Genomic DNA, 23389 nt, shown 5'->3' with positions numbered 1-23389 from the left:
GCTAAGCTAAGCTTTAACAGGTATTGTTGCTTTAAGCAGTTCGCTTGTTATTTCCCGCGTGTAGGCATTAATCTCGTCGCGAAAGGCAGTTACAGATGCTCCGCCCCTTATCTCTTCCAGTCGTTTCTCCCATGAGCCCGTCAATTCTGCCTGCGCTATGCGTTGGCTCTTTACCACTTCGTAAACTGAAAGGCCTGTTGCAGTAGGTACCAGGTTCTTCTTCTCCCTGCTGATGTATGATCGTTTAATAAGCGTCTCGATTATTGCCGCGCGAGTGGCCGGCGTACCTAAGCCGCTCTCTTTCATAGCCTCACGCAATTCCTCGTCATCTATATCCTTACCTGCTGTTTCCAGGGCTTTAAGCAAGCTGGCTTCGTTGTATAACGGCTTCGGCTTGGTTTGCTTTTCTAAAACCGCTTTTTGGCGGATGGGCAAACGCTCACCTTTTGTAACTTTTGGTAACGATGCATTTTCTTCGTCTTTCTTTTCCTCATCCGCATCATTAAACACCGCCCGCCATCCCGGTATGCTTATAACCGTGCCACTGGCTTGATATTTCTCGCCGCTTTGAATTATAATCCGGGTGATCTCCTTAATACAATCCTGGTGAAAGGCCTCCAGCATACGGCCGGCTACCATATCATAAACGGCTTGCGAATCGTTTGTTAAATGGTTAGGGCGTTCTCCAGTAGGCAGTATCGCGTGGTGGTCGGTCACCTTTTTAGCGTTTACGCTTCGTTTACTCAGCTTAGCATCTTTCAACAACGTGGCCTGTTTCCCAAAATCGGCATGATCTTCAAATTTGCTGATCAGATCAGGAACTTGTGCAAACACATCATCCCCTATGTAACGGCTCCCGGTACGCGGGTATGTTACCAGCTTGTTTTCGTATAAATTTTGAAGTATGGCAAGGGTTTGGTCGGCAGTAAAGCCTTTTTTCTTGTTTGCCTCTTGCTGTAAACTACTCAGATCGTGCAAAAGCGGCGGCGGTTCTTTTCGTGGTTTAGCTTCAACACTTAAAACCAGTCCACCGTCAGGGAAGCCCGATGCCACATCTTCTACCCTGCTCAAAACCTCATCGGCCTCTTCCTTGGTTTTAAATCTGCGGTCGCAAATAGCCCTGAAGGTTATACCATCCTTATCGGGTTGTATCGCCACCTGGTAATAGGTTTCGGGGACAAAATTTTTGTTTTCCAGGTATCGTGCACAAATCATGGCCAGCGTGGGGGTTTGCACCCTGCCTAATGACAGCACCGCCCTATTGCCCGATGCCAGGCTTAATGCCTGCGTTGCATTCATGCCTACCAACCAGTCTGACTGTGAGCGGCAATGCGCCGAATAGAACAGGGTATCATAATCCGTACCTGGTTTGAGATTACGGAAACCGTATTTAATAGCCGCATCTGTTTGCGATGATATCCATAGCCTTTTAAACGGCTTTTTACATTTAAGATGATAATAGATGTATCTGAAGATAAGCTCGCCTTCGCGCCCGGCATCCGTTGCAACAATAATTTCGCTGGCTTCCTCAAACAACGACCGGATAATATCAAGTTGCTTCCGTGCTGCAGGATCATCAACCACGCCATCCCTGGTTTTGGTTTTGCGTACTGATAGTTTGAATTTTGAGGGCAGCATGGGCAGGTTTTGAACGTTCCAGCCGTAATAACCATATTCCTGCGGCGGTGCCAGTTGCAGTAAGTGACCAAATGCCCAGGTGAAGGTATAACCTTTGCCTTCAATGTATCCTTCGCGTTTGGTGGTGGCACCAAATACCCGGGCAATTTCGCGGGCAACAGACGGCTTTTCGGCAATGATTACTTTCATAGTACAGCCCCGAAACTACCTAAACGCGCAGGCTGAGGCAACAAGTGTTGAAAAGTTAAGTCTGCATGATTGAAAAATTTAAACCCATCCACGCAAAAAATCTGCAAAAACATCCCTGTACTGCTCACTTACATGTACAGTGATGCCTGCAACCTGCAAAGAGTTTTTTGTAACGGCCTTTACCTTATCAAGCGCAACAATGTATGAACGATGAAGCCTTTTAAATTTATCAGTGGGCAACTTCTCCTCGAGGTTTTTTAAACTGGTGAGCGTAAGAATGGGTTTGGCTTCGTTATCGAGGTAAACTTTTACGTAATCTTTAAGTCCCTCTATGTATAAAATACGATCGGTGTCAACCTTTACCAGCTGATATTCAACTTTTAAGTAGATATAGTTCTTTTCTACCTGATTACCTGCCGTTTGCACTACGGGGCTGATCTTCTGTTCTTCAAACATCGAAAAATATTCGAATGCCTTTGCCGCAGCCCGTGAGAAATCTGCAAAATTAAATGGTTTTAGAAGGTAATCCAATGCGCCAACTTTATAGCCTTCGAGGGCATACTGGTCATATGCCGTTGTAAATATAATCCTGCGGTCTTTCCTGCTTGTACCCTGGTCTATGATCTTGGCAAGCTCCATCCCGCTCAGGTCGGCCATGCGGATGTCTAAGAATAGTAATTGTATGTCGGGATTTTCCTGAAGAATTCTTAGGACAGCAATGGCGCTTGTGCATTTGTCCACAAGTTGTAAAAAAGGTGTTTGCTCAATGTACGATGCTACAAGGTTGAGTGCAATAGGCTCGTCATCTACTGCAATACATTTAATGATCATTGCAACTCAAGTTTAAGTTTAACCACAAATTCCCGGGCATCTTCGTTCTTATCTATTTGCAACGAATATCTATTGGGATATAAAAGATCGAGCCTGCGTTTGGTATTCTTTAAGCCAATGCCGTTGCTTTCTTCCTTATCCTCCGGCTGTTCGTTAAATAACGAGTTGCGGATCTCAAACATCAACTCTTTATCTATCTGAACAAGTTCGATGTAAACGTAGCTTGGATAAAGAGAGCTTACACCGTGCTTAAATGCATTTTCAATATAAGGCAAAAAAAGCATGGGAGATAACCTGGTATCAGTAGGATTTGAGGGCTTTTCAAATATGACTTGCACACTCTCGAGTAAGCGCAATTGCATCAGCTTGATATAATCACTTATAAAGGCTATCTCTTTAGTTAGCGTGGTTTGATCGTGCTTGGTTTCATAAAGCACATAACGCATCATGTGTGAAAGTGTATAAACTGACTCTTGGGCAGCATTGGCGTTGTTACTTCCAATGAGTGCGTAAATGGTATTTAATACATTAAAGAAAAAATGTGGGTTGATCTGTGTTTTTAGAAAAGATAGTTCTGAGATCACCTTTTCCTGCTCCAGTGCCTGTTCCCTGATTTTATCTGCCTGAAAACGACGCACTACTGCGGCAATTGTACCAATACCTATTAAAAGTAATGTAACAACCAGTGTAATAAAATTACCTAAATGCGGCACTCCATGCTGCTTTTTACCAAAGGTTTTATCCATAGCTTGTTGCAGGTGCAGCGTTTCATCAAGTTTAGTATCTAACCAAACCACCCCTATCATCAAGGCTATTACGATAATGATAGATAACAATATTTGCCCTTTAAAAATAACTTTAGGAGCAAGCACATGACCGCTTAAAAAGAACACCCCGCTCCAAATGGCAAAACCAAAGCCTTGTTTAACCCAAAACTGAACAGGAAACTTTACCGGGTATATAAGTGGCGTACAAACAAAGGCCAGCAAAAATACCATCACCCAAAACTGCGGTGATACAAATAGTTTGGTGTACCGGCGCGATATCATCAAATAGTGAAGCTAATAATTGGTAAAGACTAATATATATAAAAAATGCGCCCCGATCTCACCCAAGGCGCATAATCAACTAAAGTGTAGCTCAATCTCATGTTTAGAGCAGCACCACAGCAACAAAAGAGCAATTATGCCGCCGTATAGACAATCATAATCGACGAAAGACCTCTAATAATAGATGGGCGGTAAAAATTGATAGATGGGCATCAAAAAGCATTGCACACCAGCCGAATTTAAAGGTTGCAAAGAGAAAAAAAGCACTCCTATCTACTTATGTAACACACTCGTCTATCGCGTTTTACAGAACCGTTATTGCTATGTTTCTTTGTTCAACAAATCACAGAAAACAAAAATTTAAAAGCATAACATCATGAAAAAGTCAATCGTAATTACAGCATTATTTTCAGTATTAGGTTTAGGTACTTTATTTGCAAACGCTGCACCTGCTAAAACCAACGGCAACGACATAGATAAAGCAGTTGTGATCAATGGGCTAACCTCCAAAATGGTAGTTACCGTATCTGTTACTGACAACCTTGAGAAAGAACCGATGGTTAAGATAAATGATAGTGAGGGTAACAACCTGTTTAAGAAAGCCATATCATCAAAAGCCGGTGAAACAAAAGCATTCAACATTTCTAACCTGGACTTGGGTGATTATACATTGATTGTAACTACCGGCAAACAAAGTATAGAAAAGCAGGTGCGCGTACTTGACCTGGATGGAAAAAAATCTTATTTCATTTTTGAATAAAAACCCCTCAAATAAATGATCAAGACCGGCTATGTGCCGGTCTTTTTTTGTTTGTGAAATTTTGATCAGGCAGTTACAAGTTCACTATGATTGATGTTCAGTTGCAAGTTTTGGCATGACATTGGCAACTGTTTCAATATATCAGCCGATGCTTTTAGGAACTACCCCTCCCTTTACCGAATGAGATACCCCTAAAATCAAGTGCATCAGCATGATAGTAAATTACACCGAACAAGGCTGGGAAATTATTTCACAACGCGCGCACGGGCTGCTTGCAGCTTCTTTAGCACAGCAATGGCAACACAGTGTTAGAACCAGCAGATGGATTGAAACACTTATAGCTATTGCAGAACATGATGACGCACAGGTAGAATTAGCGCAATCCGACTTGCTTACCCCAGATGGTGGCCCACTTAACTTTGCCATGCGAAAGATGGACCTGCAGCACTGCCAGGAAACCATTATAAGAGCTTACAACAAAAGCACCTATATCGCCCTGATGAGTTCCCGACATCTTGATTTTCTTTGCGATGATGCCGGTGCTAATAAAGAGATAAAACAATTTATAACCGAACAACAGAAGCAACGGAAAAAATGGATAAAAACTGTTGGGTTGACCGCAGAACAATTAGAACATGATTACCAACTTTTGGAGTGGTGCGATGCTCTTTCGCTGTTGCTATGCCAGAACCAGATACAGCCTGAAGGCCGCGCCATTGAGATAAGCAAAGGCCCTGATGGTGAGATGTACACTTTTACAGCCAACAATGATGGTTCGCTGGCCGTTTCTCCCTGGCCGTTCCACCAAGACGTGTTCGATATTTTCTGTGAGGCGAGAACCTTAAAACAACTTTCTTACAAAAACAATGAAGAGTTTAAAGCAGCCTACCAAAACTGCGAACCAATTATAAAAACCTGGACTTTTAAAAATCTTGACCAATGACCGATATGTTGATGAACGACGACCAGAATACAGTTGAAGTTAATAGTAATAACAAAGCAGCTGACTTGTACCCTTACCAGCAACGCGACTTAGATAAGCTGTTTGACCGCATCCAGCATAGAGATAAACAAGTGCGCTTGTTATACCAGTTACCCACAGGTGGCGGAAAGACAAGAGTTTTCGCAGAGATAGCAAAACGATTTATAGCTGATTATCAACAAAACGTAGTGGTGCTCACTCACCGCATTGAGCTTTGTAACCAGACATCAAACGTTTTAAAAAAATTAGGCGTTAACAATAAGACGATCAACAGCACGGTGAAACGCTTGCCTAAAGTTACCGCAGCAACATGTTACGTAGCAATGGTGGAGACCTTGAGGAACCGCATTAAGGATGGCATAGTTAACCCGGCAACTGTAGGATTGGTTATAATTGATGAAGCCCACCATAATTCCTTTCAAAAGCTTTTAGGCAAATTCACCAATGCAATGGTAATTGGGGTAACGGCTACGCCTTTCAGTTCAAATGCTGATATGCCCATGTATAAAACGTACCAGGAATTGATTGTTGGTGAGACCATCAACGACTTAATATCCGGCGGCTTTTTAGCCAAACCAAGCAATTGGCGTTACGATGTCGAGCTTAATTCGTTGGCAACAGGTATTAACGGCGATTTCACCATAAGCACTTCAGATGCGCTCTACTCCTCTCCTGCTATGCTGGAACTGTTGTTGCACGCCTACGAATCGCATAGCAAAAACAAGAAAACACTCATTTTTAATAACGGTATATTTACTTCGCGTAACGTTTGCAAGTATTTTGAAGATGCCGGGTATGCAATAAAGCACCTAGATAACCACACATCCTTTACGGAACGGGCTGAGATATTGCAATGGTTCAAGAAAACCAAAAATGCTATACTTACATCGGTTTCTATCCTTACAACCGGTTTTGACGAGCCAACCGTACAAACGGTAATCCTAAATCGCGCTACAACCTCTATCACCCTTTACCACCAGATGATCGGTCGCGGAGCGAGGCGATTACCTAATAAAAAGACATTTTCCATTATTGATATGGGCAACAATACAGACCGATTTGGCGAGTGGCAGGCACCACTCGATTGGCAACTGATATTTGAGCGCCCCGAAGCCTTTGCGGAAAGCTTACATACCCAGACCGCCGGCGAGGCACACGGTATATCTCCCGACTTGAGAGCTAAATTTCCAAACACTTTGCAGTTGAGCTTTGATATACAGCAAGCTTATCAACAGGCAATTGATGACAATCAAAAAGGCAGCACCGTAATCAGAGAATCTGTAAGGCAGCATGCCATTATGTGTATGGAAAATAGCAACTCGGTAAGCGAAGCACTGGCTTTAACGGATGATTTGGAGAAAGAGATTGACTGGCGAATTAAACAATATGCAAAGTGCCTGGGCAAGGTTACTAAAAACTATACCGACTGGCTAAAGCAGGATTATAAAAATAAACTTAAAACCATGGTAACAAAGGTGATGCAAAAAAGAAACACCGTTGAACCAACTGCGCTATCAGCGTAATTAAAAGTTTAAGTTTAGAAACTTGGCAGCGGCGCTAAGCGTGCTTATCCAAACAATTTTGGGGTTAAGCGTTTTGATAATATGGTTGCAGCTTTTACCAGATATTTCCTGTCACTTTCGTTTTTAGTTTTCTACTCTGCTTTAAGTTTTAGTCAGGATCAAAAAACAGATACCATCCGGAGCCGCAAAGATTCGTTAAGGAATGTTGCATTAGAAAAGCAATCAACTGAACTTCAGCAATTAAAGGCTGCCCACGAAGAAGATTCGCTGCGAAAAATTCAGCTTCAATCAGAACTAAATTCTCTTAAATCAACAGATAACCTCAAAAAATCTGAATTACTTAAACAGCTTACCGAGATCCGTACGGCAGATTCGCTTAGAAAGGCTAAACAAAAAAAACAAATAGACTCCCTAAAAACCTTTGTAAAAGGTTTCCCTGTTAAGCCATTCCTGGATACACTCTTTATAGTTTATAGTAAACAAGGAAGCTTTACTCCTGCGGAACGCGCAAAAGCTATTTCTGAACGTATTATCAGGCTGTATGAAGATTTTGGTTTTAAACCAGACTCCCTTCAACTTAATAAATCACAAACCACCTTTGACCTTGTATATCAGGATATTATAGTAACATCTGTTACAGAAGAAGATGCCTTATGGTTCAATACTACACCGGTACAGCTTGCAAATAAATACAAGGCCGTCATAAATAAAGCGGTAATTGATTATCGTAACGAAACAAGTTGGGAAACGTTGACAAAGGAGATCGCACTTTCAATGTTGGTGATAGCCTCCTGGCTGGTTATTGTTGTTCTGTTAAGCAAATTGTTCGATCGGTTAGAAAATAAAGTAAAAAGCCTCGAAGGATCGGTTATCAAAGGGATACATATTAAGAGATATGAGCTTTTTGACAGTAAACGGGAAGTTGCTGTTTTGATCAATATACTTACTGCTTTAAAATGGATACTGATACTGATCACCATTTACGTTGCACTGCCTGTGATTTTCAGGATTTTTCCGTGGACACATAATTTTTCTGAAACACTTATCAGCTACGCAACAGATCCGTTAAAGAAAATCACGCATGCAGTTTGGGCATACCTCCCTAACCTGATCACCATAATTATTCTCGTTGTAGTATTTCGGTACGTTATACGTTTTTTCCATTTTTTGAAGGTTGAAGTAGAACGCGGTGCATTAAAGATCCCGGGGTTCTATTCAGATTGGGCAAACCCTACCTATCAGATCATCAGGATATTGATACTCGCCTTTATGTTGATTGTGATATTTCCTTACATGCCCGGCTCAGACTCGCCCATTTTTAAGGGTGTATCAGTTTTTGTAGGTGTGCTGTTTACTTTTGGTTCGGCCGGTGCATTAGGTAATGTCGTAGCAGGATTAGTGCTTACTTATATGAGAGCTTTTAAAATTGGTGACCGCGTAAAAATTGGTGAGGTTAGCGGAGATATCATAGAAAAATCGTTATTGGTAACGCGCTTACGTACCATAAAAAACGAGATAATATCTGTGCCTAATTCCACTGTAATGAACAGCCATACCGTTAATTACAGCAGTGAAGCGAAAGACAAAGGCTTGATCTTACACACGATAGTGACGATTGGATACGATGTTGATTGGCGGGAAGTTTATAAATTATTGAAAAAAGCAGCCTCGATGGTAGATCTACTTGAAAATGAACCGGAACCTTTTGTTTTTCAGGTAAGCCTTGACGATTATTTTGTAAGCTATCAATTAAACGCTTATACCAAACATCCGAATAAACAAGCAGGCATATATTCCAGACTGTACGAATGTATACAGGACACTTTTCATGAAGCAGGCATCGAGATCATGTCTCCTCATTTTTATGCTCTGCGCGATGGACAAAAAATTAATATTCCGGATGGCAAAATGAAATCAAAGGATTAATCAGTAACGCAAAGCACGTAAATTTAATTTTGCTTAGTCCAAACCAGTTTTTCAGTGTCGTATCCCAGCTCTTTGGCTTTATTAAGATACCTTATAATTACATCCTTAGGCATACTTTTGTCTCTTGATAACAGCCACAGATACTTAAGATTATTGCCGGCAATTAAAACATAGCGATAGTTTTCATCGATCTCAATAACATTGTAACCGGCATAGAAAGGTCCAAAGAATGATACCTTCAATCTTCCTTCATTCACCGGGCCAACTGGTTTAGCCTTTCCTATACTTTCCTTCCACTTTTTATCCTTAAAATTATACCCGCGGTTATCTACTTTAATACTGCCGTCATCATTTTTCGAGTAAGTGGCTGTTACGTGATCGAGATTTTTCTCGAATTTAAAATCCATACGAGCGATCTCATACCATCTACCTAAGTACTTCTCCTGATCAAACGGCTTAACCGCATGAGCGCCCCGAGGGATGGTAACACATGAAGAGAGCTTAACAACAATAACAGCAGCGCCTGCAATGCCTGCCAACAGTAATAGCTGATTTTTCATCCTTAAAGCGTATTGGCAAAACTGCACAGTTCGTTAAAAACAGGCTCAGGTATTGTGTTCGTATTTAACGACCGCCAATTGCCACCTTCTTTAACTAACAAATATTCAACGCCTGTGTGCTGGTTCTTAAAACGATAAACCAATCTTCCGTTTTGGTTATTGATCTTTTCTTTAAGTACGCAGGTTTGCATTTCTCCGTTATCTGCTTTAATAGTGGTGCTTATTTCTGTTGCCATGGCATCTGCTGGTATTAAATTATTTGAGCTTATTAATAAGCAACAACATTGAGCAAGATTGTTTTACCAAAGATTTTTTTTAACATATACTGGCTCAGAGTTTGCTTTTAGATTAAGTATGACCATACAATTTGAAGCGACAACGCAGCAGGTAAAGCAATTACTTAACGCCACTAACGGCGTTGAGGGTTTGGATGATGTCCGCACCGCTATTGCCAACAATCTGGCAGACGACGACAGTCAAAAAGGCGAAGTACCTGCAGAAGGTGATAATGCTGTGATCAAAAGAAGTGAATAGGGTATTAGTATTTCTATTTAGTGAGTTAACCAGCCTACTCAACTTACGAAAAGTAATCACAGAAACTGTGGTAACTTTTCATCAATTACCACCCCAATCCGGGGAATTATTCTGCATGAAAAACTTGCGTTGATGGCTTTTTACCCTTGCTTATCAAGTTTCATTGCTTCTACAAGTAAAAAAATATTGATTTTCATCTGTAAATCATCGATTTACAACTTTTAGGACTTGCTTTCTCAATGCCATTTGTCCTTGGGCATTTGTTTTGTTTTTAGGTTTGTGCATTTAAACTACTGGTTATACTGATGAGACCTATTTTTTGTCTAATTTTTGCATTGCTATTTTTTACTAAAATACAAGCTCAAACATCCGGCTGCAACTTAGGGAGCACAATTTACACCCAATATATAGGACAAACCACTTTTTATGGAGCTGTTTTTCGTGTTTACTATAAAGCTGGTTACAAATTACAAGTTTATTATAATCCGGGAGCCGCGCCTTGCGATCAAATCAAGCAGTCCAATTATACACCGACATACGTGGGTTGCTGGGTGGCTGATAGAGTACCACCAACGAATAATCAAACTAATTCTGATGGTTCTATGGTGAATTACGGAGGTTATGAGGGCATAGTAACGTTTGCTTCAAACTCTTACACAAAATGTAGTGTCCCGTTGGATGAATTTTCTTTTGTACTTATAGGTTGTATCGGCATCGTTAGTTTAGTTTTAATAAGAAAAAATTGCTTGCGAGCGGTGAATGTTTGATAAGTTTTTGAATCTCTCTTTACCGCTATGGTTACGGTATAACATATAATGGAAAATAATAAAGGTATATAATCATCCAATGGGCAAAAGGCTGTGACGTAATTTCGATACTTGCCGTTCCCCAAAACAGTCCCACCCGCAGAAGCAACAACTAAGCAATCTGTATTACTATTTCCGGAGATAATATAAACGGGAGTTGCTGCCGTTGAACCAACCGGACAATTGGTAGCGCCGGCGCCAGAAAGTAAAAATACATTAGTTAAGGGTATATTGTTGATATATATAGTACTAAGACTTGCTATATAACACCCCTGCCCTGATTGAGCCTTAGATTTGAATGGTTGTAAAACCAAAGCAAATAACAGGATAATGATTATTTTGATAACCCTTAGGCGTGTCATCTTCTCTAAATTAACTATCTAACAATGCATTTGAGGATATTAACCCTCAGTTACAAAGGATGGCCAAAATCTCTTTACATGAAAGCGGAACAACAGTTAGAGAATACAGTTAACAGTTGCATATCAAGTAGCTAATTAAGAAATATAATAAGAGAAAACGGGAAAGGCTGCCTGTAAAGGGATGACAGGAAAGAAGAACAAACTAAAGTGTGTTAGGAAGGTGAGTTATCACCTACAGCAAAGCAAACCGTTTCAATTGCTTTTGCTATCTCTAAAAAGTTCCAGTTTTGTATATGTTCTGAGGAATTGGAACCGTAGGTTTTAAGGAGATGTTTGGAAGACGTGAGATTTTTTAGCTTTTCAGACAGATCGTTGATATCCCCGCTTTTGAAAAGTAAACCATTGTAACCGGGTTCTACCAAATCTACAGCACACCCCACTTTGTCAGACACAAGTATTGCTTTGCTACACGCCATCGCTTCGTTTACAGCCAGTCCCCAAGTTTCACCCGGCCCCTGGGAAGGCAGACAAAACAGGTCACAGCTTTGATAAATAACCGGCATATCGGCCTGGTTAGTAAACCCTATGAAATGAACATTTTTCATGGAAGATGAGTCTTTAACAATGGTTTCCTTTAGCTCTCCGTCACCAACAAAAAGCAAATGCACTTTTGGATTATTGAGAGTTGAAAAAGCCTTTAGGAGCAACGTCGGGCTCTTTTTGGGCTCAAGTTTACCGGCAAATAATAGAAGTATGTCAGACTCTTGGATATTTAGACCAGATCGTAAGGCTTCAACTTCTGCAGATCTTTGTTCAGCAAACCTTTCGTTGTCTATCGCGTGAGGAGCAAAAATCAATTGCTTATCTTTCATACCGTACTTTTTAAAATAAGCTTTATTGTTAGTGCCATTGTATAAGGCATAATCAACATGACCATACACCCATTTTAGGAAGACATGACGCAAAATTGATTTTAAAAAGCCTTGTTTATCAAGTAGCGTAGAATCCCCGCGAAATATAACAGGCACTTTTCCTTTAAAATGCCTAAGACATTTAAGATGGCTGTGGTAAGACCAACCATAAATGAGTAAGGCGCTCGGGTTGAAGTTTTCGACGCTGGTCAGCAAGTCGGGATTTATTATTCCGTTAAAATGATCAGAACCGGGTTTCTTAGAGGTATTCGTTACAAATTCGTAACTATATCCTTCCAGTATGGGAGTGTCCCAATTAACTTTTTGGCCAAAGCCTGGGTCAATTTCGTTGGCTATTTTACCGAGTGTATAAAACACCTTGATCTCTACTTGCTGCCTCTGATTTAAGAGCTTGAAAACCGGCGCATAATACTGTATGGGGTGTGTAGTAATTACAGCTAATCTTATCAACTTGTTGCGTTAGCTTTGTGGTTAATCACTTGATCAAACAGTATAGTTTGTTTTTTTGTGAGAGCCTTTGCGCTGTAGGCTTCAGTGACATCTTCCGGATAATCGGGAACCGTATTTGCATTTTCGATCATGCTAACTAAGAAATTCTTGACGTTCTCTTCAATGTTTTTATCCTTATCAAACATGTAAGTGTCCTTTATTCGAAATTTAGTAAGTAATTCGATCGCCGGGCTATTAGAATTAAAAATTGCTAATAAAGGCTTCCTGGCGAATAAAAAAGGTAAGAGTTTGGACGCTACATAAGCTGGGTCATCCGAGCCGGGTACAAAAAGCGCATCAGCATTATCTAAAGCCGCTAAAGCCTCGTAATAACCTACACGATCAGTAATCTCCACTACCGTTTCACTCAAACCATATTGTTTAGCTAATGGAGCAATTGTGAGAGTACCGGCACCTTTCGGTGCATAACTTGTTCCTATAAAGTGCAACTTAAGTATCTTAGCATAATAAGGATAAGTGACAAAAAGTTGTTTTACAGCTTCAAAAACTAAATTAATTGCTTTGTGCATATCATGTCCTCCGCGGCCTACGTAAACTAAATTTCTGAAACGTTTATCAAAAAGTTGGGGAAAACGATGCTGATTCTCAAAAGCTATTTGCCTGTCGATTTCACTTGCCCCAAAGATCACTGTAGCAGTGGGGATGTTTATTACCTCCGGATATCGTGCTTTTAAATCTGCAATATACTTTGCAGATACGCTTATCAATCCGTCCGCATTTTTTACTGCTATGGGTTCAATATACTTATTAAGCCTGTGTGAAAACCAGTGCTTGCGTGGCCGTTCACTTTTAGGTTTGTCATCATAATAAGTGGAAAACCACGGATCTTGAAAGTCAATAACGTATGGTACTGCAAACTTCTTTTTCCATACCGCGCCCAACACACACACCGGAAACTGCGTGGTAGAAAAATAGATCAAATCAAAATTTTCTCTGCTTAACAGCTCATTAACCTTTTTATAATAATAATAAAGCGAACGAATCGCAATGCTGCCTAATCCAAGTTTTGCAGTTATTTTTTTGTCAAAAGCCTTAACATAGTGAACTGGGACATCAATTGGAAGAGATTTTTCCAGAAGATCATCTTTAGATTGTTCTGAATATTGTGGCGCTACTGCAACCACTGTAGCTTCCCAACCATACTCCTTAAAATAAGGCAGGCTCATTCTCACCCTATGCATATCAGCAGCGTTGCTGGGTGGAAAATAAGGACTTATGATCAGCAGGCGTCTCAAGCGTTCAGAGCTTTTTGTATAACATCAATAAATTTTCGTTTCTCGATTTCCCAGTTCAGTTCATCAATACTAAACGCCAGGGAGCGCTTCTTGGCATTTGCTAATTTTTCCCGGTTATTGTGGTATTTCGATATAAATTCTGCCAGCTGGTGTTCATCAGAGTACAGCTCTCCAATACCACTGTGTGCTTCAAAGAATTTTTTTTGGGCCGAAGTATTACTGGCAAAAACAGCCAAACCGCTTTGTAGGTAAGTGAAAAGCTTATTAGTAAGGCAGATATCCCTGTTTGCAGGTACTTTAGGTTCTGCTGCAAATCCAATATCAAATTTACTGGCAAGGCTAAACACATCATCGGAAGAAACGGTTTTATGAAATTTAATATTACAATATTCCAAGTCGGCATTACTAATTAGAACTTCGGCGTAGCTGTGCGAAATTTGTCCAAGCAAATGCAGATTAACCGCTGTTTTGCTAATATTAATGGCTTTAATTATTGCTTCAAGCCCGCGCCCCGGGCCAATGGTTTGTGAAAACCAAAATAATTGCAGAACATCGTCAAACTTCTCGTTTTTACTTGCGTATCTTATTTTAGGAAATACATTTAATACCGTGGTGACTGCCATACTATATAAAGAAGTGTATCGTTCTGAAATCAATGGACTTGAAGCGGTGAGATAGGCCACCTTTGGTATAAACATATTTTCAATTGCTATGGTCAACTTCCTCTTTTCATTATTTAGCTCGTCGGTAGTTTCGCCACGATGAAAATCTTCGGCATCAAAACCGCATTTCGCTCTATTTTTTTTTGCTGCATAGGCAGCAACAGGTAAGGCCCCAAGGTTATGGGCTATGTAGAGATCTGCTTTTGAAGTTACAGCCTTTTTAACTTGCCAAAATAAATTGCGGTTAACTTTCAGTGCCAGGCTTAGTGACAGCAAGGACAATAGCGTACCCAGTAGCCTGTTTATTCTTGATGAAATAGTGATTCCCGTCCAGTCAAGTTTATCGTAAGTCCAGTTGGGGTGACTGTTTAGGATATTTTCATCAAACGGAATTTGTGAAGCAACATATTGAGTAAAAATTATATGAACTTGCATCCCAAGACTTGATAAAGCAATGGCTTCTTTTACTAATCGGGGATTAGTAGATATATGGCCCGGCGTAATCAGACAAATTTTTTTCGGCGATGAATCAAACACATCCATTACCAATATCAGCGGACAGTTGATTTATAAAGGAACACAACTTATCTCCATAGGCATCCCAGGTAAACTTTTTAGCCTTCAGAACCGCCTTTGCCGACATATCTTTAAGCACCTCAGGATTCTTATACAGAAAAGAGATCTTTTCAGCCAGCAAAATGTGATCGCGTATAGGCACTACAAATCCATCACTCCCTTCCTGTACTATAGAATCGCCGCCAGAATTTGTTGTGCAAATAAGAGGTAACCCGCAAGCCATCGCCTCTAATTGCACAAGTGCCATACCTTCGTCAAGGCTGGGGAAAACAAAAGCAGAAGCACTGTTATAATATTTAGATAGTTCTTTTTGCTCAACCCGACCGACGTAAGTGAAAAGGTGCTTGTAGATGTCAAAAATAGGCCTAAAGCTTTCTTCAACTGTCCCTATAAGCAAACATTTCAGAGGTTGGGTTTTGTGTATAAGCTCTAATGCTTTAAATAAATAGATAAGTCCTTTTCTGACCCCTATAGTACCCACAAATAGAATTGAAAACTCCGGTTTCTCCTCTTGGTAATGGTTAAACAAAGTTAAATTAACACCATACGGTATAATCACACATTTTTCCCTTGGTAGATTATTTTTAATGAATGTTTCGGCAACATAGTTAGATGGGCAAAGTATGTAATCTGCCAGTTTCACTTCTTGCAGTTCTCTATTGATAATAAAACTCGGAGTGGGATCAGGGAATTCTAACCCAAGCATACTGTACTCTTCTTGCAGAAGCTTGCTTTGTTCGAGATTACAAGAGCCGGATTCTTCAACTATCGCTATACCTTGAGCCTTTTGAATAGCCCTAATTGTGTGCAAGCCAGACCACGACCAAGTTATTGAAATGTTAGCTTTCCTTAAATTTTTTGATGCGTAGTAGTCAAACAAAGCTGGTAATCTGTACTCGATGCTTCGGGCCAGCCACCTGCCTACGGTACCTGCCTTCTTTAAAAAATAAGGCAATACAAATATCGGAGTAAGAAACTTTAATTTCTCTGCCGGGATGTTAGTCCGATTAACATACCTCGACCTTGGGTGAGAGGTTATAGCTTTTTCTAATAAACCGTATTTGTAAAGCTGTTCGGCAACATAATCTGAATGGAATTTTGTGCCACAGGTTATTACAACACGCGCTTTACTACTCATAGGTTATTATTAACTATCCATTGACTGATAGCTCTATCACTATAATTGAGGGATTGATGCATCAATTAATTGCTCGTAAAGATCAAGATAATTTGATGCAATAATTTCTGAAGAAAATCTATTTTCCACTGTTGCTCTTACAGCTTTTCTGTCTATTGAATTTAAAAGCGATATTTTTTTAATGAGTTCATTCATTGTATCTCCGATAAAACCGGTTAACCCGGAAATTACCACTTCAGGCACAGCTCCTCTGTTCAATGCTACAACAGGTGTACCGCATGCCATTGCCTCAATCATAACGATACCGAAAGGTTCATTCCAAAGTATGGGCATTAACAACGCCATAGCTTTCCCTAAAAGTTCATTTTTTTGCAGGTCATTTACTGCGCCAACGTATTGAATTTGATCACCCAAAAAGGGTTTTATCATGGTCTCAAAATAGGTACGATGCTCAGTGGGTACATTTCCGGCAAGTATAAGTTTTTTGCCTGTTGCCTGTGCTATTTCAACAGCAATGTGCGGGCCCTTAATAGGTTCTATACGGCCTAAGAAAACAAAAGGGGCATCTGCATTAGTATCATATTTCGGCACGTATTTTTCAACATCTACACAATTGTATATGGTATATGCCGGCGCTAAGGGCGCTATTTTATCTGCGATGTAGTTGCTGCATCCTGTAAAGCTCAAGCTCCCTGATCTCGATAATGTTGAAACTTTTTTTATTTGGCTTAAAGTAGGTTCGCGTTGGTAGCTCATTAATTTGGGGATGCGCAGTGGTAGTAAAGGCAGTAAATACGCCAACCTGCCGAAACTGTGTACTATATCAACCTTATTTGTTAATAGGTATTTATTGATGGTACAGGCGTTTGATAGATGGTTTTTTAAACCGCTCTTATCTGTCTTATACGGAATCAGTTTACAATTAATATTAGAATTTTCATGAGCGAATAAGGTAACTTCGTGACCGCGATTTACCAGTTCGGCGATCAGGATATCTATTATTCGTTCAATACCACCGTAAAGTTCAGGTGGTACTGGTATGAATGGATCGGCAGTTATGGCGATTTTCACGTTAAAAGTGTAGATCTTATCCGTTGTAGCGTTTTAACTATTTTCCATCCTAAGAATGGTAATAGCAATTCAGACAAACCGCCTGTTGGGAATTTTACCGTTGGCGCTGGCAATGACGAAAGATGAACATTTGCTTGGGCAGCCAAATCTTGTTGATGTGGGTATATTTCATAGATGAAAAGCTTCCATAAGTTTGCACAAACTTGCTTCGCCTTCAGATCCGTTCTAGTTTTAAGGAATCTATCTATGCCCTTATTTAATGACTTGTAGGCTGATCGATAAGCCTGTTCTGATTTAGCGCTTGAAAGTGTATTACCATTGCCAGAGCGGTAATATAAAATAGAATCAGGGCAAAAAACAACGCTTTTAGCTTCGAGTATTGTTCTTGTAAAATATTCAAAATCATCAATCAATGATAAGCTTTCATCCCAAAGGCCCGCTTTTTCGACTAATTGCCGCGGGATAAGAAAAATACCTGGGTTAGTCATTGATTGTCCATTTTCCCATGATGTGCAAATCCACTTAGTCGGCTCAAGGGTTTGCCAACATTTTTCTATTGATAAATTAAATGTAGACAGATTGTTATCATAAAAACGACCCCATTTTCCGGATATAATGCTATCAGGATTTTTTAACCCCAATTTCAATTGCGCTGCAATTGCTTCATCGTTTAAAAGATCATCACCATCTAAAAATTTAATAAATTGGCCTTTGGCATTTTTGTATCCTACATTTCGTGAAGCAGCGGCACCTTCTTTTTTTTCATTTCTTATCAATCTCACCGGGCCGCCTTTTGCGATATCCTGAACTATTTTATCCGTATCATCTTTTGAATTGTCACTTATAACGATAACTTCTATTTGCTGATAGCTTTGTGACAATACCGAGCGGATGGTGTCTCCGATATATTTTTCCCCATTAAAAACCGGTATTATTATCGATACAAGTGGAGCGTTTAAGCTATCGATTTCCATGCAAGCTTGTAGTACCATTCTTTAGATTGGGCAACGTAATGGTGCAAAGCACTCGTTAGCTGTCTAACTTCCTGCTCGCAGGGCATAACCATATACACAGATGGGTCTGCAATAATTATATCCTCACCAGCCACAATCATAGCGCTTAACGCCTGCTCGAGCAGATAGGATGTTCCCTCTTTTTTTTCTAATTCTGCAATCCAATTTTCCAACGCATCCCAATTGATCTTCTTACTATTTAAGCCAATTACACCCACATTTAAGTTAGGGGTTATGCGCTTGCCTGTAAGTTCTTCCATCAAATTGAAGGAGTAATGATAGGACGTTATCGGGTCTTTCAGAAAAAAGGGCTTTGATGGATTATTGATCCAATCAAGCAGCTCTTTTGGATATTTAAAGAAGAGCATATCAGAATCAAGCACTAACTTCCAGTCGCCTGAGTGTATATGTACATCCGTTAATTTCTTCAAATGCGGATAGGTCTCTCTCTTGGCACGTATACGCGGGTAGCTCTGCCAAGGCAAACCGGCATCCAATAAAGCTTCTGTATCCGCGGCAGTAATAACAATTGATGACGGAAATTGCTTAATAATTTGTTTTTTTAACTTCTCATTTATCGAGCCATCATCAATAAACTTAGCGGTTATTCTAATTGTAGTGCAAACCTTTTGCAACGAATACAGGCAAAAAGCAGTTTGATACCAATACCTTTTACCTGTAAGGAAATAAACCTCATAAGTCGCTTTGTCCAAACCATTGACAATTTCGTTGATAGTTAAAGATCCGGCAATCATTTTACTTTGGCTACGGCGGATATCAACATAATTAAATATCCCTACTTCAAACAACTTCCGTAGAAAGCCTAACGGGCGATAATATAAATTATACAGCAGCTTTCCGGGTGACATTGGTGATTTTTTTACCAAAACTTATCGCTGGCAGCTCGATAAATTTAAACATGAGTTTAGCCAGGCAAACAATAACTGCGTACAGCGTTAAATCCCATACGATGTTTACCCAGACATTATTTTGTACGATGGATTGTTGTTTTACCACTCCAAGTATAAATATCCCTAAAGGAACATGGGTAAGGTAGATTGAATAAGAATAATCTCCTAAGGTACTTATCGGATTTGCTTTTAGGGGTTTGAAATTGTTGCTAACAATTAACACAGCTGTTATAATACATGTTATGGCTTCATAAGGTCGTATTTGAATGTAGAAAAGGCCCGACACGGAAATGGCTAATAAAAGTGCAGTTTGCCATAATTGTGTTTTTTCATTTAAAAGCCTGTAAGTCGCTACCCCCAAAGCAAAAGCAGGCCAATATTTAACAAAAAATAGTGGCCACATTTCATGTACGGGCAAAAAGAAGCCGGAAATAGATATAAATAAATAACTGTAAATGCGGTATTGATGTTTAGCAAACATTGAAATGAACACCAAGAAATAAAAGACAACTTCATACGTAAGTGTCCAATAAACCCAATTCATTATCGGGACATCAAACAATGGAGTAGTCGAAAGGGTAATTGTAGCTAAAATTCCAGAGATATTCTTTGGCAATACCGCCACAGAGTTTGCCTTATTGACTATTAAACTTACAATCACACTTAGCCCCACCAAAAGTATGCTGAACCAATATGGTGGAAATATTCGGCATATACGGCGTACCAGAAAATCGCGAGGCGTTTTTGACCTTAGTGCTGAAAGGTAAACGCAATAGCCACTTATTACAAAAAAGATGGCAACACCTACATAGCCTATTTTTAAAAAAGAGCGATACCAGTTGGCAATGTAAGGAATAGGTTCGTTGAAATGAAAAATAGCCACCCAGGTAGCGGCGACAAATCTCAAAAGATCTATTAAGTGATTTCGTTTATCCATCAGCTAAACTTTCAAAAGTGCCACAGGCTCCATGCCATTTAATAATATTAACCGGCGATTGCCAAACCTTGTATTTAAACCATGCTTTCACCTTCCTGAGTCTTACTGTCCATTGCGGTATCGTTTTAAAAGGGCATATTCCGTGATGTCGCAAAAGTGTAATCCATGATTTGTTACTTTCATAAGCCATCTGTTTGAGGTAAGCTGTTGAAATTCTATTTGTAGGTATCAAATGTTTAACTACCAGTTTTGGTATGTATGCAATTTCAAAATAGTTTTTAATTATCGTTAGCACGATGTCGTTATCTTCTCCTGAAGTAAGCGCCTTGCCTTTGCGCCCTAATGCTAATCTATCCGCGTTGTTTAACACCTCAAGATAGTAAGCTTTAAACGCTTTTTTGGTGATTACCATCCCCGTTCCAATCGGAGCTTTGTCTGGGTAATTTTGAAGCTTGTAATTATCTGAACGGTAATCTGAAATATAGATTTCATCACCATCATCTTTACAGCCCAAACTTATACCTGTTTTCCAAAACCAGGCTGGTGGTGTTGTTTCAAATACAGCGACGGATTTGCCGCCAAAACAACCTACTTGGGGGTTGCTTAGATAAAAATCCCAGCTGAGTTCAAGGTAGTTGTCAGCTAAAACATTATCGTCATCAACAAACACAATAAGCTCTGCTATGGAGTTTTTAAAACCTTTAAGGCGCGCGTGTGCTAAGCCCGCTTGTTCTTCTCGCATCACTTTTGCATTAGCATGCCAACTTAAATCCAATTCCTGTGTAAATTGGTTACTGCTTTTATTATCAATGATAAGTAACTCCCATTCGGTATTTACCAAAGTTTGATTTCTTAATGCCAGCAATACCTGTTCAAGATATTGTAACCGAGGATTGTAAGTACAAATGATAACTGATATTTTCAAGCTAATGATGGGCTTTGCTGAACTTGCAAATAAAATTGTTCCGTCATACTACCAATTACCTCAGCATTATAATTTGTAAGCACTTTTTTTCTTGCGGCTGTTCCTAATTTTAGCCTTAGCAAAGGGTTGCCAGCAAGAGCTAAGATTGCATTAGTAATAGCCGCCGGGGAATTAGGTTCAATCAGATATCCGTCCTTCAAATGATCTATCATCTCGGCCATACCGCCATTGTTTGTGCCTATAACTGCTCTACCTGCTGCCATTGCCTCAAGGCAAACATTAGGAAAGTTTTCCCAAAGGCTGGGAAATATGCAAAGATCAGATTCAGAAAATACGTTATGTAATTGTTGGTTTTCTATAAAGCCATCAAACTTAAGGTGCTTTTTATAACCATGGAGCCTTTTCTCCATTAACGATCTGACAGTTAAACTATCTTTGTAAGATGGTTGGTCGCTTCCAACAAAATGGAATATAATATTAGGGTTAACCTCAATAATCTGAGGAATAGCGGCAAGCAAGTAATAAATCCCTTTACGTTTCTCCAGCCGGCCCAAAAACAGCACTCTGCAAACATCTTTTTCTTGAGAAATATTCAAGCTATGTATTTCGGCCGGAGGTACATAGGGGTTTGGGATAATCGTAATTTCACGATGGCCCCATTTGTTGGCTACAATTTCGGCTAAGCTTTTAGATGGGCTGCTAACTTTATCGGCAAGAAGGTAAATCTCCTTTTCTATATCATGATTAAGTTGCTCTTTCCAATACAATTTTGGCATCCTACCCCGCACAATAGCACCTGTTATAAATCTTGCTTTTGTAGTGAAAGAAGGACTTGTAAAATTGAGTTGCTTTACAAGAAAACTGGGCGTATGAAGCTTAACCACAAGCGGTATTTTGAAGTGCTTTTTCTTAATCGATATGCCATCTGCACCATATTCAGCACTTTCTATTGCATCAAAGGGCTTTTCATCATTTGCTTGTTCAAAAAAAGGTATTACAGCTAATCTGAAAACGTCGATACTTTTTGCGGGCACCAAGTGCAAAACATAGTTCTTTAAGCTTTTAGTAGAGTAAGCTGTACCTGAGAATCCAGTAAAAACATGAATATCATGCCCTCTTTGAGCCATTATAGTTGCTACTTGATCCACATATGTGCCAATACCGCCTCCGCGTTGGCCTAAAGGATGTTCAAATGAAATGTATCCTAACCGCAATGTGAAATTGTATTGTTTAAAAAATATTGCGCAACAGCTTTGGGAGCCAAGTAGCGGTCATAAACGGCCTGATTATACTCTTTTATCTTTTCCCATTCATTGGGTGTTATTTCTTTTAAGATGCTTTCAATACTTTCCCACTCGGTATCATGGTTGTAATAAGCTTTAAACTCAGAAAGATCAAAATATGGCTCCAAAAGAGGCTTATCAATGAGTATCGGTATGCCTATCATTAAGCCAAATGTCATGATATTGCGCCAACCCCAATGGAATCCGGCTGCAAAAATCCCCAACCTGCTTTCGCTCAGCATTCTCTCGTAATCTTTTATCTCTCCACCCACTGTAAATGGAAAATCAGTTGCGTTTAATAATAGTGTACTGCTTCCATCCTCAATTACAGGCTCATGCCAATTAAGATGTGCGCTTATGCTATATTTTTCAGATAGATCGGCTAATTTTTTATGCAATTTTATACGGTGTAACGGCCAGCCCCACAGCGTATCTTTTAATACAACATCATATTTTAATGTACTTTCTCTTAAAGCCAACAGCTGACTGTAGCGGTTCTCAAACAGCTTGTAAGCAGGCAGCCAATAGTTAGTACCGGCATAAAATTTTTGAATGCGATATCTTAAATTGTTGATCTTAGTGGTTAAAGCCGGTATCGTTTCATTAGTGCTTAAGTTGGCAGCAATGGGTATAAAAGGTTTTATTTTGTGAAATTGATCTCCCAGATCATCAATTATTGTTTTGATCTTTTGCCGATACCACTTTAGATCGTTATCAGTTTGCCAGGAGTAAACTACCGGAAACTTTTTATGTACGTGTATTTCAGTATTGTAGCTCGCGGTGAAATAAATATCTGCTTCTCTTATCAAATAAGATAAATGAATAAAGGAATCTTCGCTATCAACCAGTATTTTTTTAAAGGTATTGCCATAACTAAGCGTTAGAAAAGAAATATGCCTGTGTGAGCCATTGGTTACAAACTCACTGTAACCGGCCACTAACGCCTGTTTAATATCCCTTTCTACATATCTTATTTTTTTTTTAATATGTAAATCCATTAAAGCATATCTCAGCAGATCGTTTCTGTTCTCATGAT

The 23389-nt window shown here is 39.7% G+C and carries 22 protein-coding genes; 5 read left to right on the top strand and 17 right to left on the bottom strand.

Annotated elements, in window-relative coordinates; translation table 11 throughout:
• Nucleotides 1-6: 6 nt before the first annotated feature.
• The 3 genes from FPZ42_RS12400 to FPZ42_RS12390 form a co-directional block, all read right to left on the bottom strand.
• A complete protein-coding gene (locus tag FPZ42_RS12400; protein ID WP_146271842.1) occupies nucleotides 7-1827 on the bottom strand; it encodes a DNA topoisomerase 3 in 1821 nt (606 codons plus the stop codon).
• Between the two features lie 78 nt (nucleotides 1828-1905).
• Nucleotides 1906-2658, bottom strand: coding sequence for a LytR/AlgR family response regulator transcription factor (locus FPZ42_RS12395; protein WP_146271840.1), 753 nt, complete (start codon nucleotides 2656-2658; stop codon nucleotides 1906-1908).
• Nucleotides 2655-3707: a sensor histidine kinase gene (locus FPZ42_RS12390; RefSeq protein WP_146271837.1), complete on the bottom strand. Its 1053-nt coding sequence runs from the start codon at nucleotides 3705-3707 to the stop codon at nucleotides 2655-2657. Before FPZ42_RS12390 ends, FPZ42_RS12395 begins: the two co-directional genes overlap by 4 nt.
• 376 nt (nucleotides 3708-4083) lie before the next feature.
• Between FPZ42_RS12390 and FPZ42_RS12385 the strand changes: the two genes are divergently transcribed.
• The 4 genes from FPZ42_RS12385 (at nucleotide 4084) to FPZ42_RS12370 (ending at nucleotide 8898) form a co-directional block, all read left to right on the top strand.
• Nucleotides 4084-4467, top strand: a complete 384-nt coding sequence (locus FPZ42_RS12385) for a hypothetical protein (protein WP_146271835.1) — start codon at nucleotides 4084-4086, stop codon at nucleotides 4465-4467.
• Between the two features lie 211 nt (nucleotides 4468-4678).
• Nucleotides 4679-5410 carry a DUF3891 family protein gene (locus FPZ42_RS12380; RefSeq protein WP_146271834.1) on the top strand — a complete coding sequence of 244 codons (732 nt, stop codon included), beginning with the start codon at nucleotides 4679-4681 and terminating at the stop codon, nucleotides 5408-5410.
• Nucleotides 5407-6972, top strand: coding sequence for a DEAD/DEAH box helicase (locus FPZ42_RS12375; protein WP_261382286.1), 1566 nt, complete (start codon nucleotides 5407-5409; stop codon nucleotides 6970-6972). Before FPZ42_RS12380 ends, FPZ42_RS12375 begins: the two co-directional genes overlap by 4 nt.
• Nucleotides 6973-7053: 81 nt before the next feature.
• The gene (locus tag FPZ42_RS12370) at nucleotides 7054-8898 is read left to right on the top strand and encodes a mechanosensitive ion channel family protein (protein ID WP_146271832.1); all 1845 of its coding nucleotides are present in this window, start codon (nucleotides 7054-7056) and stop codon (nucleotides 8896-8898) included.
• A gap of 23 nt (nucleotides 8899-8921) precedes the next feature.
• Here FPZ42_RS12370 and FPZ42_RS12365 read toward each other — a convergent pair whose 3' ends face one another.
• Together FPZ42_RS12365 and FPZ42_RS12360 are read right to left on the bottom strand one after the other, a co-directional pair.
• Complete coding sequence (locus FPZ42_RS12365; protein WP_146271830.1) at nucleotides 8922-9458, bottom strand: lipocalin family protein; 537 nt, start codon at nucleotides 9456-9458, stop codon at nucleotides 8922-8924.
• 2 nt (nucleotides 9459-9460) lie between these two features.
• The gene (locus tag FPZ42_RS12360) at nucleotides 9461-9694 is read right to left on the bottom strand and encodes a hypothetical protein (RefSeq protein ID WP_146271828.1); all 234 of its coding nucleotides are present in this window, start codon (nucleotides 9692-9694) and stop codon (nucleotides 9461-9463) included.
• A 118-nt stretch (nucleotides 9695-9812) separates the two neighbouring features.
• On the opposite strand from FPZ42_RS12360, the gene FPZ42_RS12355 reads away from it, so the two are divergent.
• The gene (locus FPZ42_RS12355; RefSeq protein ID WP_146271826.1) at nucleotides 9813-9992 is read left to right on the top strand and encodes a hypothetical protein; all 180 of its coding nucleotides are present in this window, start codon (nucleotides 9813-9815) and stop codon (nucleotides 9990-9992) included.
• 652 nt (nucleotides 9993-10644) lie between these two features.
• Here FPZ42_RS12355 and FPZ42_RS12350 read toward each other — a convergent pair.
• The 12 genes from FPZ42_RS12350 to FPZ42_RS12295 form a co-directional block, all read right to left on the bottom strand.
• The gene (locus FPZ42_RS12350) at nucleotides 10645-11160 is read right to left on the bottom strand and encodes a hypothetical protein (RefSeq protein WP_146271824.1); all 516 of its coding nucleotides are present in this window, start codon (nucleotides 11158-11160) and stop codon (nucleotides 10645-10647) included.
• A gap of 212 nt (nucleotides 11161-11372) precedes the next feature.
• Nucleotides 11373-12542, bottom strand: a complete 1170-nt coding sequence (locus FPZ42_RS12345; protein ID WP_186458757.1) for a glycosyltransferase family 4 protein — start codon at nucleotides 12540-12542, stop codon at nucleotides 11373-11375.
• Entirely contained in the window at nucleotides 12539-13837 is a 1299-nt protein-coding gene (locus FPZ42_RS12340; protein WP_261382285.1) for a glycosyltransferase, read from the bottom strand. The genes FPZ42_RS12345 and FPZ42_RS12340 overlap by 4 nt, the downstream gene beginning before the upstream one ends.
• Entirely contained in the window at nucleotides 13834-15042 is a 1209-nt protein-coding gene (locus FPZ42_RS12335; protein WP_146271822.1) for a glycosyltransferase family protein, read from the bottom strand. Before FPZ42_RS12335 ends, FPZ42_RS12340 begins: the two co-directional genes overlap by 4 nt.
• Entirely contained in the window at nucleotides 15029-16213 is a 1185-nt protein-coding gene (locus tag FPZ42_RS12330; RefSeq protein ID WP_146271820.1) for a glycosyltransferase family 4 protein, read from the bottom strand. The genes FPZ42_RS12335 and FPZ42_RS12330 overlap by 14 nt, the downstream gene beginning before the upstream one ends.
• Before the next feature lie 39 nt (nucleotides 16214-16252).
• A complete protein-coding gene (locus FPZ42_RS12325) occupies nucleotides 16253-17284 on the bottom strand; it encodes a glycosyltransferase family 4 protein (RefSeq protein ID WP_146271818.1) in 1032 nt (343 codons plus the stop codon).
• Nucleotides 17281-18258 carry a glycosyltransferase family 2 protein gene (locus tag FPZ42_RS12320; protein ID WP_186458756.1) on the bottom strand — a complete coding sequence of 326 codons (978 nt, stop codon included), beginning with the start codon at nucleotides 18256-18258 and terminating at the stop codon, nucleotides 17281-17283. The genes FPZ42_RS12325 and FPZ42_RS12320 overlap by 4 nt, the downstream gene beginning before the upstream one ends.
• Nucleotides 18240-19166, bottom strand: a complete 927-nt coding sequence (locus tag FPZ42_RS12315; RefSeq protein WP_146271814.1) for a glycosyl transferase — start codon at nucleotides 19164-19166, stop codon at nucleotides 18240-18242. The genes FPZ42_RS12320 and FPZ42_RS12315 overlap by 19 nt, the downstream gene beginning before the upstream one ends.
• On the bottom strand, nucleotides 19141-20145 hold the full coding sequence (locus FPZ42_RS12310) for an acyltransferase family protein (protein ID WP_146271812.1): 1005 nt from the start codon (nucleotides 20143-20145) through the stop codon (nucleotides 19141-19143). The genes FPZ42_RS12315 and FPZ42_RS12310 overlap by 26 nt, the downstream gene beginning before the upstream one ends.
• Complete coding sequence (locus FPZ42_RS12305) at nucleotides 20138-21070, bottom strand: glycosyltransferase (RefSeq protein WP_186458755.1); 933 nt, start codon at nucleotides 21068-21070, stop codon at nucleotides 20138-20140. The genes FPZ42_RS12310 and FPZ42_RS12305 overlap by 8 nt, the downstream gene beginning before the upstream one ends.
• Nucleotides 21067-22284, bottom strand: coding sequence for a glycosyltransferase family 4 protein (locus FPZ42_RS12300; protein WP_261382284.1), 1218 nt, complete (start codon nucleotides 22282-22284; stop codon nucleotides 21067-21069). The genes FPZ42_RS12305 and FPZ42_RS12300 overlap by 4 nt, the downstream gene beginning before the upstream one ends.
• Nucleotides 22275-23351, bottom strand: coding sequence for a hypothetical protein (locus tag FPZ42_RS12295; RefSeq protein WP_146271806.1), 1077 nt, complete (start codon nucleotides 23349-23351; stop codon nucleotides 22275-22277). The genes FPZ42_RS12300 and FPZ42_RS12295 overlap by 10 nt, the downstream gene beginning before the upstream one ends.
• Nucleotides 23352-23389 lie beyond the last annotated feature (38 nt).

It is taken from the genome of Mucilaginibacter achroorhodeus (assembly GCF_007846095.1).
GTDB classification, from domain to species: Bacteria; Bacteroidota; Bacteroidia; order Sphingobacteriales; family Sphingobacteriaceae; genus Mucilaginibacter; species Mucilaginibacter achroorhodeus.
Note: the sequence above shows the minus strand (reverse complement) of the source record. Positions and strands in the feature narration are given on the sequence as shown.

Coding starts and splice junctions, on each gene's coding strand:
- FPZ42_RS12400 (WP_146271842.1), bottom strand. CDS start 1,827: ATGAAAGTAATCATTGCCGAAAAGCCGTCTGTTGCCCGCGAAATTGCC.
- FPZ42_RS12395 (WP_146271840.1), bottom strand. CDS start 2,658: ATGATCATTAAATGTATTGCAGTAGATGACGAGCCTATTGCACTCAAC.
- FPZ42_RS12380 (WP_146271834.1), top strand. CDS start 4,679: ATGATAGTAAATTACACCGAACAAGGCTGGGAAATTATTTCACAACGC.
- FPZ42_RS12390 (WP_146271837.1), bottom strand. CDS start 3,707: ATGATATCGCGCCGGTACACCAAACTATTTGTATCACCGCAGTTTTGG.
- FPZ42_RS12315 (WP_146271814.1), bottom strand. CDS start 19,166: ATGTCACCCGGAAAGCTGCTGTATAATTTATATTATCGCCCGTTAGGC.
- FPZ42_RS12385 (WP_146271835.1), top strand. CDS start 4,084: ATGAAAAAGTCAATCGTAATTACAGCATTATTTTCAGTATTAGGTTTA.
- FPZ42_RS12370 (WP_146271832.1), top strand. CDS start 7,054: ATGGTTGCAGCTTTTACCAGATATTTCCTGTCACTTTCGTTTTTAGTT.
- FPZ42_RS12310 (WP_146271812.1), bottom strand. CDS start 20,145: ATGGATAAACGAAATCACTTAATAGATCTTTTGAGATTTGTCGCCGCT.
- FPZ42_RS12365 (WP_146271830.1), bottom strand. CDS start 9,458: ATGAAAAATCAGCTATTACTGTTGGCAGGCATTGCAGGCGCTGCTGTT.
- FPZ42_RS12295 (WP_146271806.1), bottom strand. CDS start 23,351: ATGGATTTACATATTAAAAAAAAAATAAGATATGTAGAAAGGGATATT.
- FPZ42_RS12330 (WP_146271820.1), bottom strand. CDS start 16,213: ATGAGTAGTAAAGCGCGTGTTGTAATAACCTGTGGCACAAAATTCCAT.
- FPZ42_RS12320 (WP_186458756.1), bottom strand. CDS start 18,258: ATGGAAATCGATAGCTTAAACGCTCCACTTGTATCGATAATAATACCG.
- FPZ42_RS12355 (WP_146271826.1), top strand. CDS start 9,813: ATGACCATACAATTTGAAGCGACAACGCAGCAGGTAAAGCAATTACTT.
- FPZ42_RS12335 (WP_146271822.1), bottom strand. CDS start 15,042: ATGGATGTGTTTGATTCATCGCCGAAAAAAATTTGTCTGATTACGCCG.
- FPZ42_RS12360 (WP_146271828.1), bottom strand. CDS start 9,694: ATGGCAACAGAAATAAGCACCACTATTAAAGCAGATAACGGAGAAATG.
- FPZ42_RS12350 (WP_146271824.1), bottom strand. CDS start 11,160: ATGACACGCCTAAGGGTTATCAAAATAATCATTATCCTGTTATTTGCT.
- FPZ42_RS12375 (WP_261382286.1), top strand. CDS start 5,407: ATGACCGATATGTTGATGAACGACGACCAGAATACAGTTGAAGTTAAT.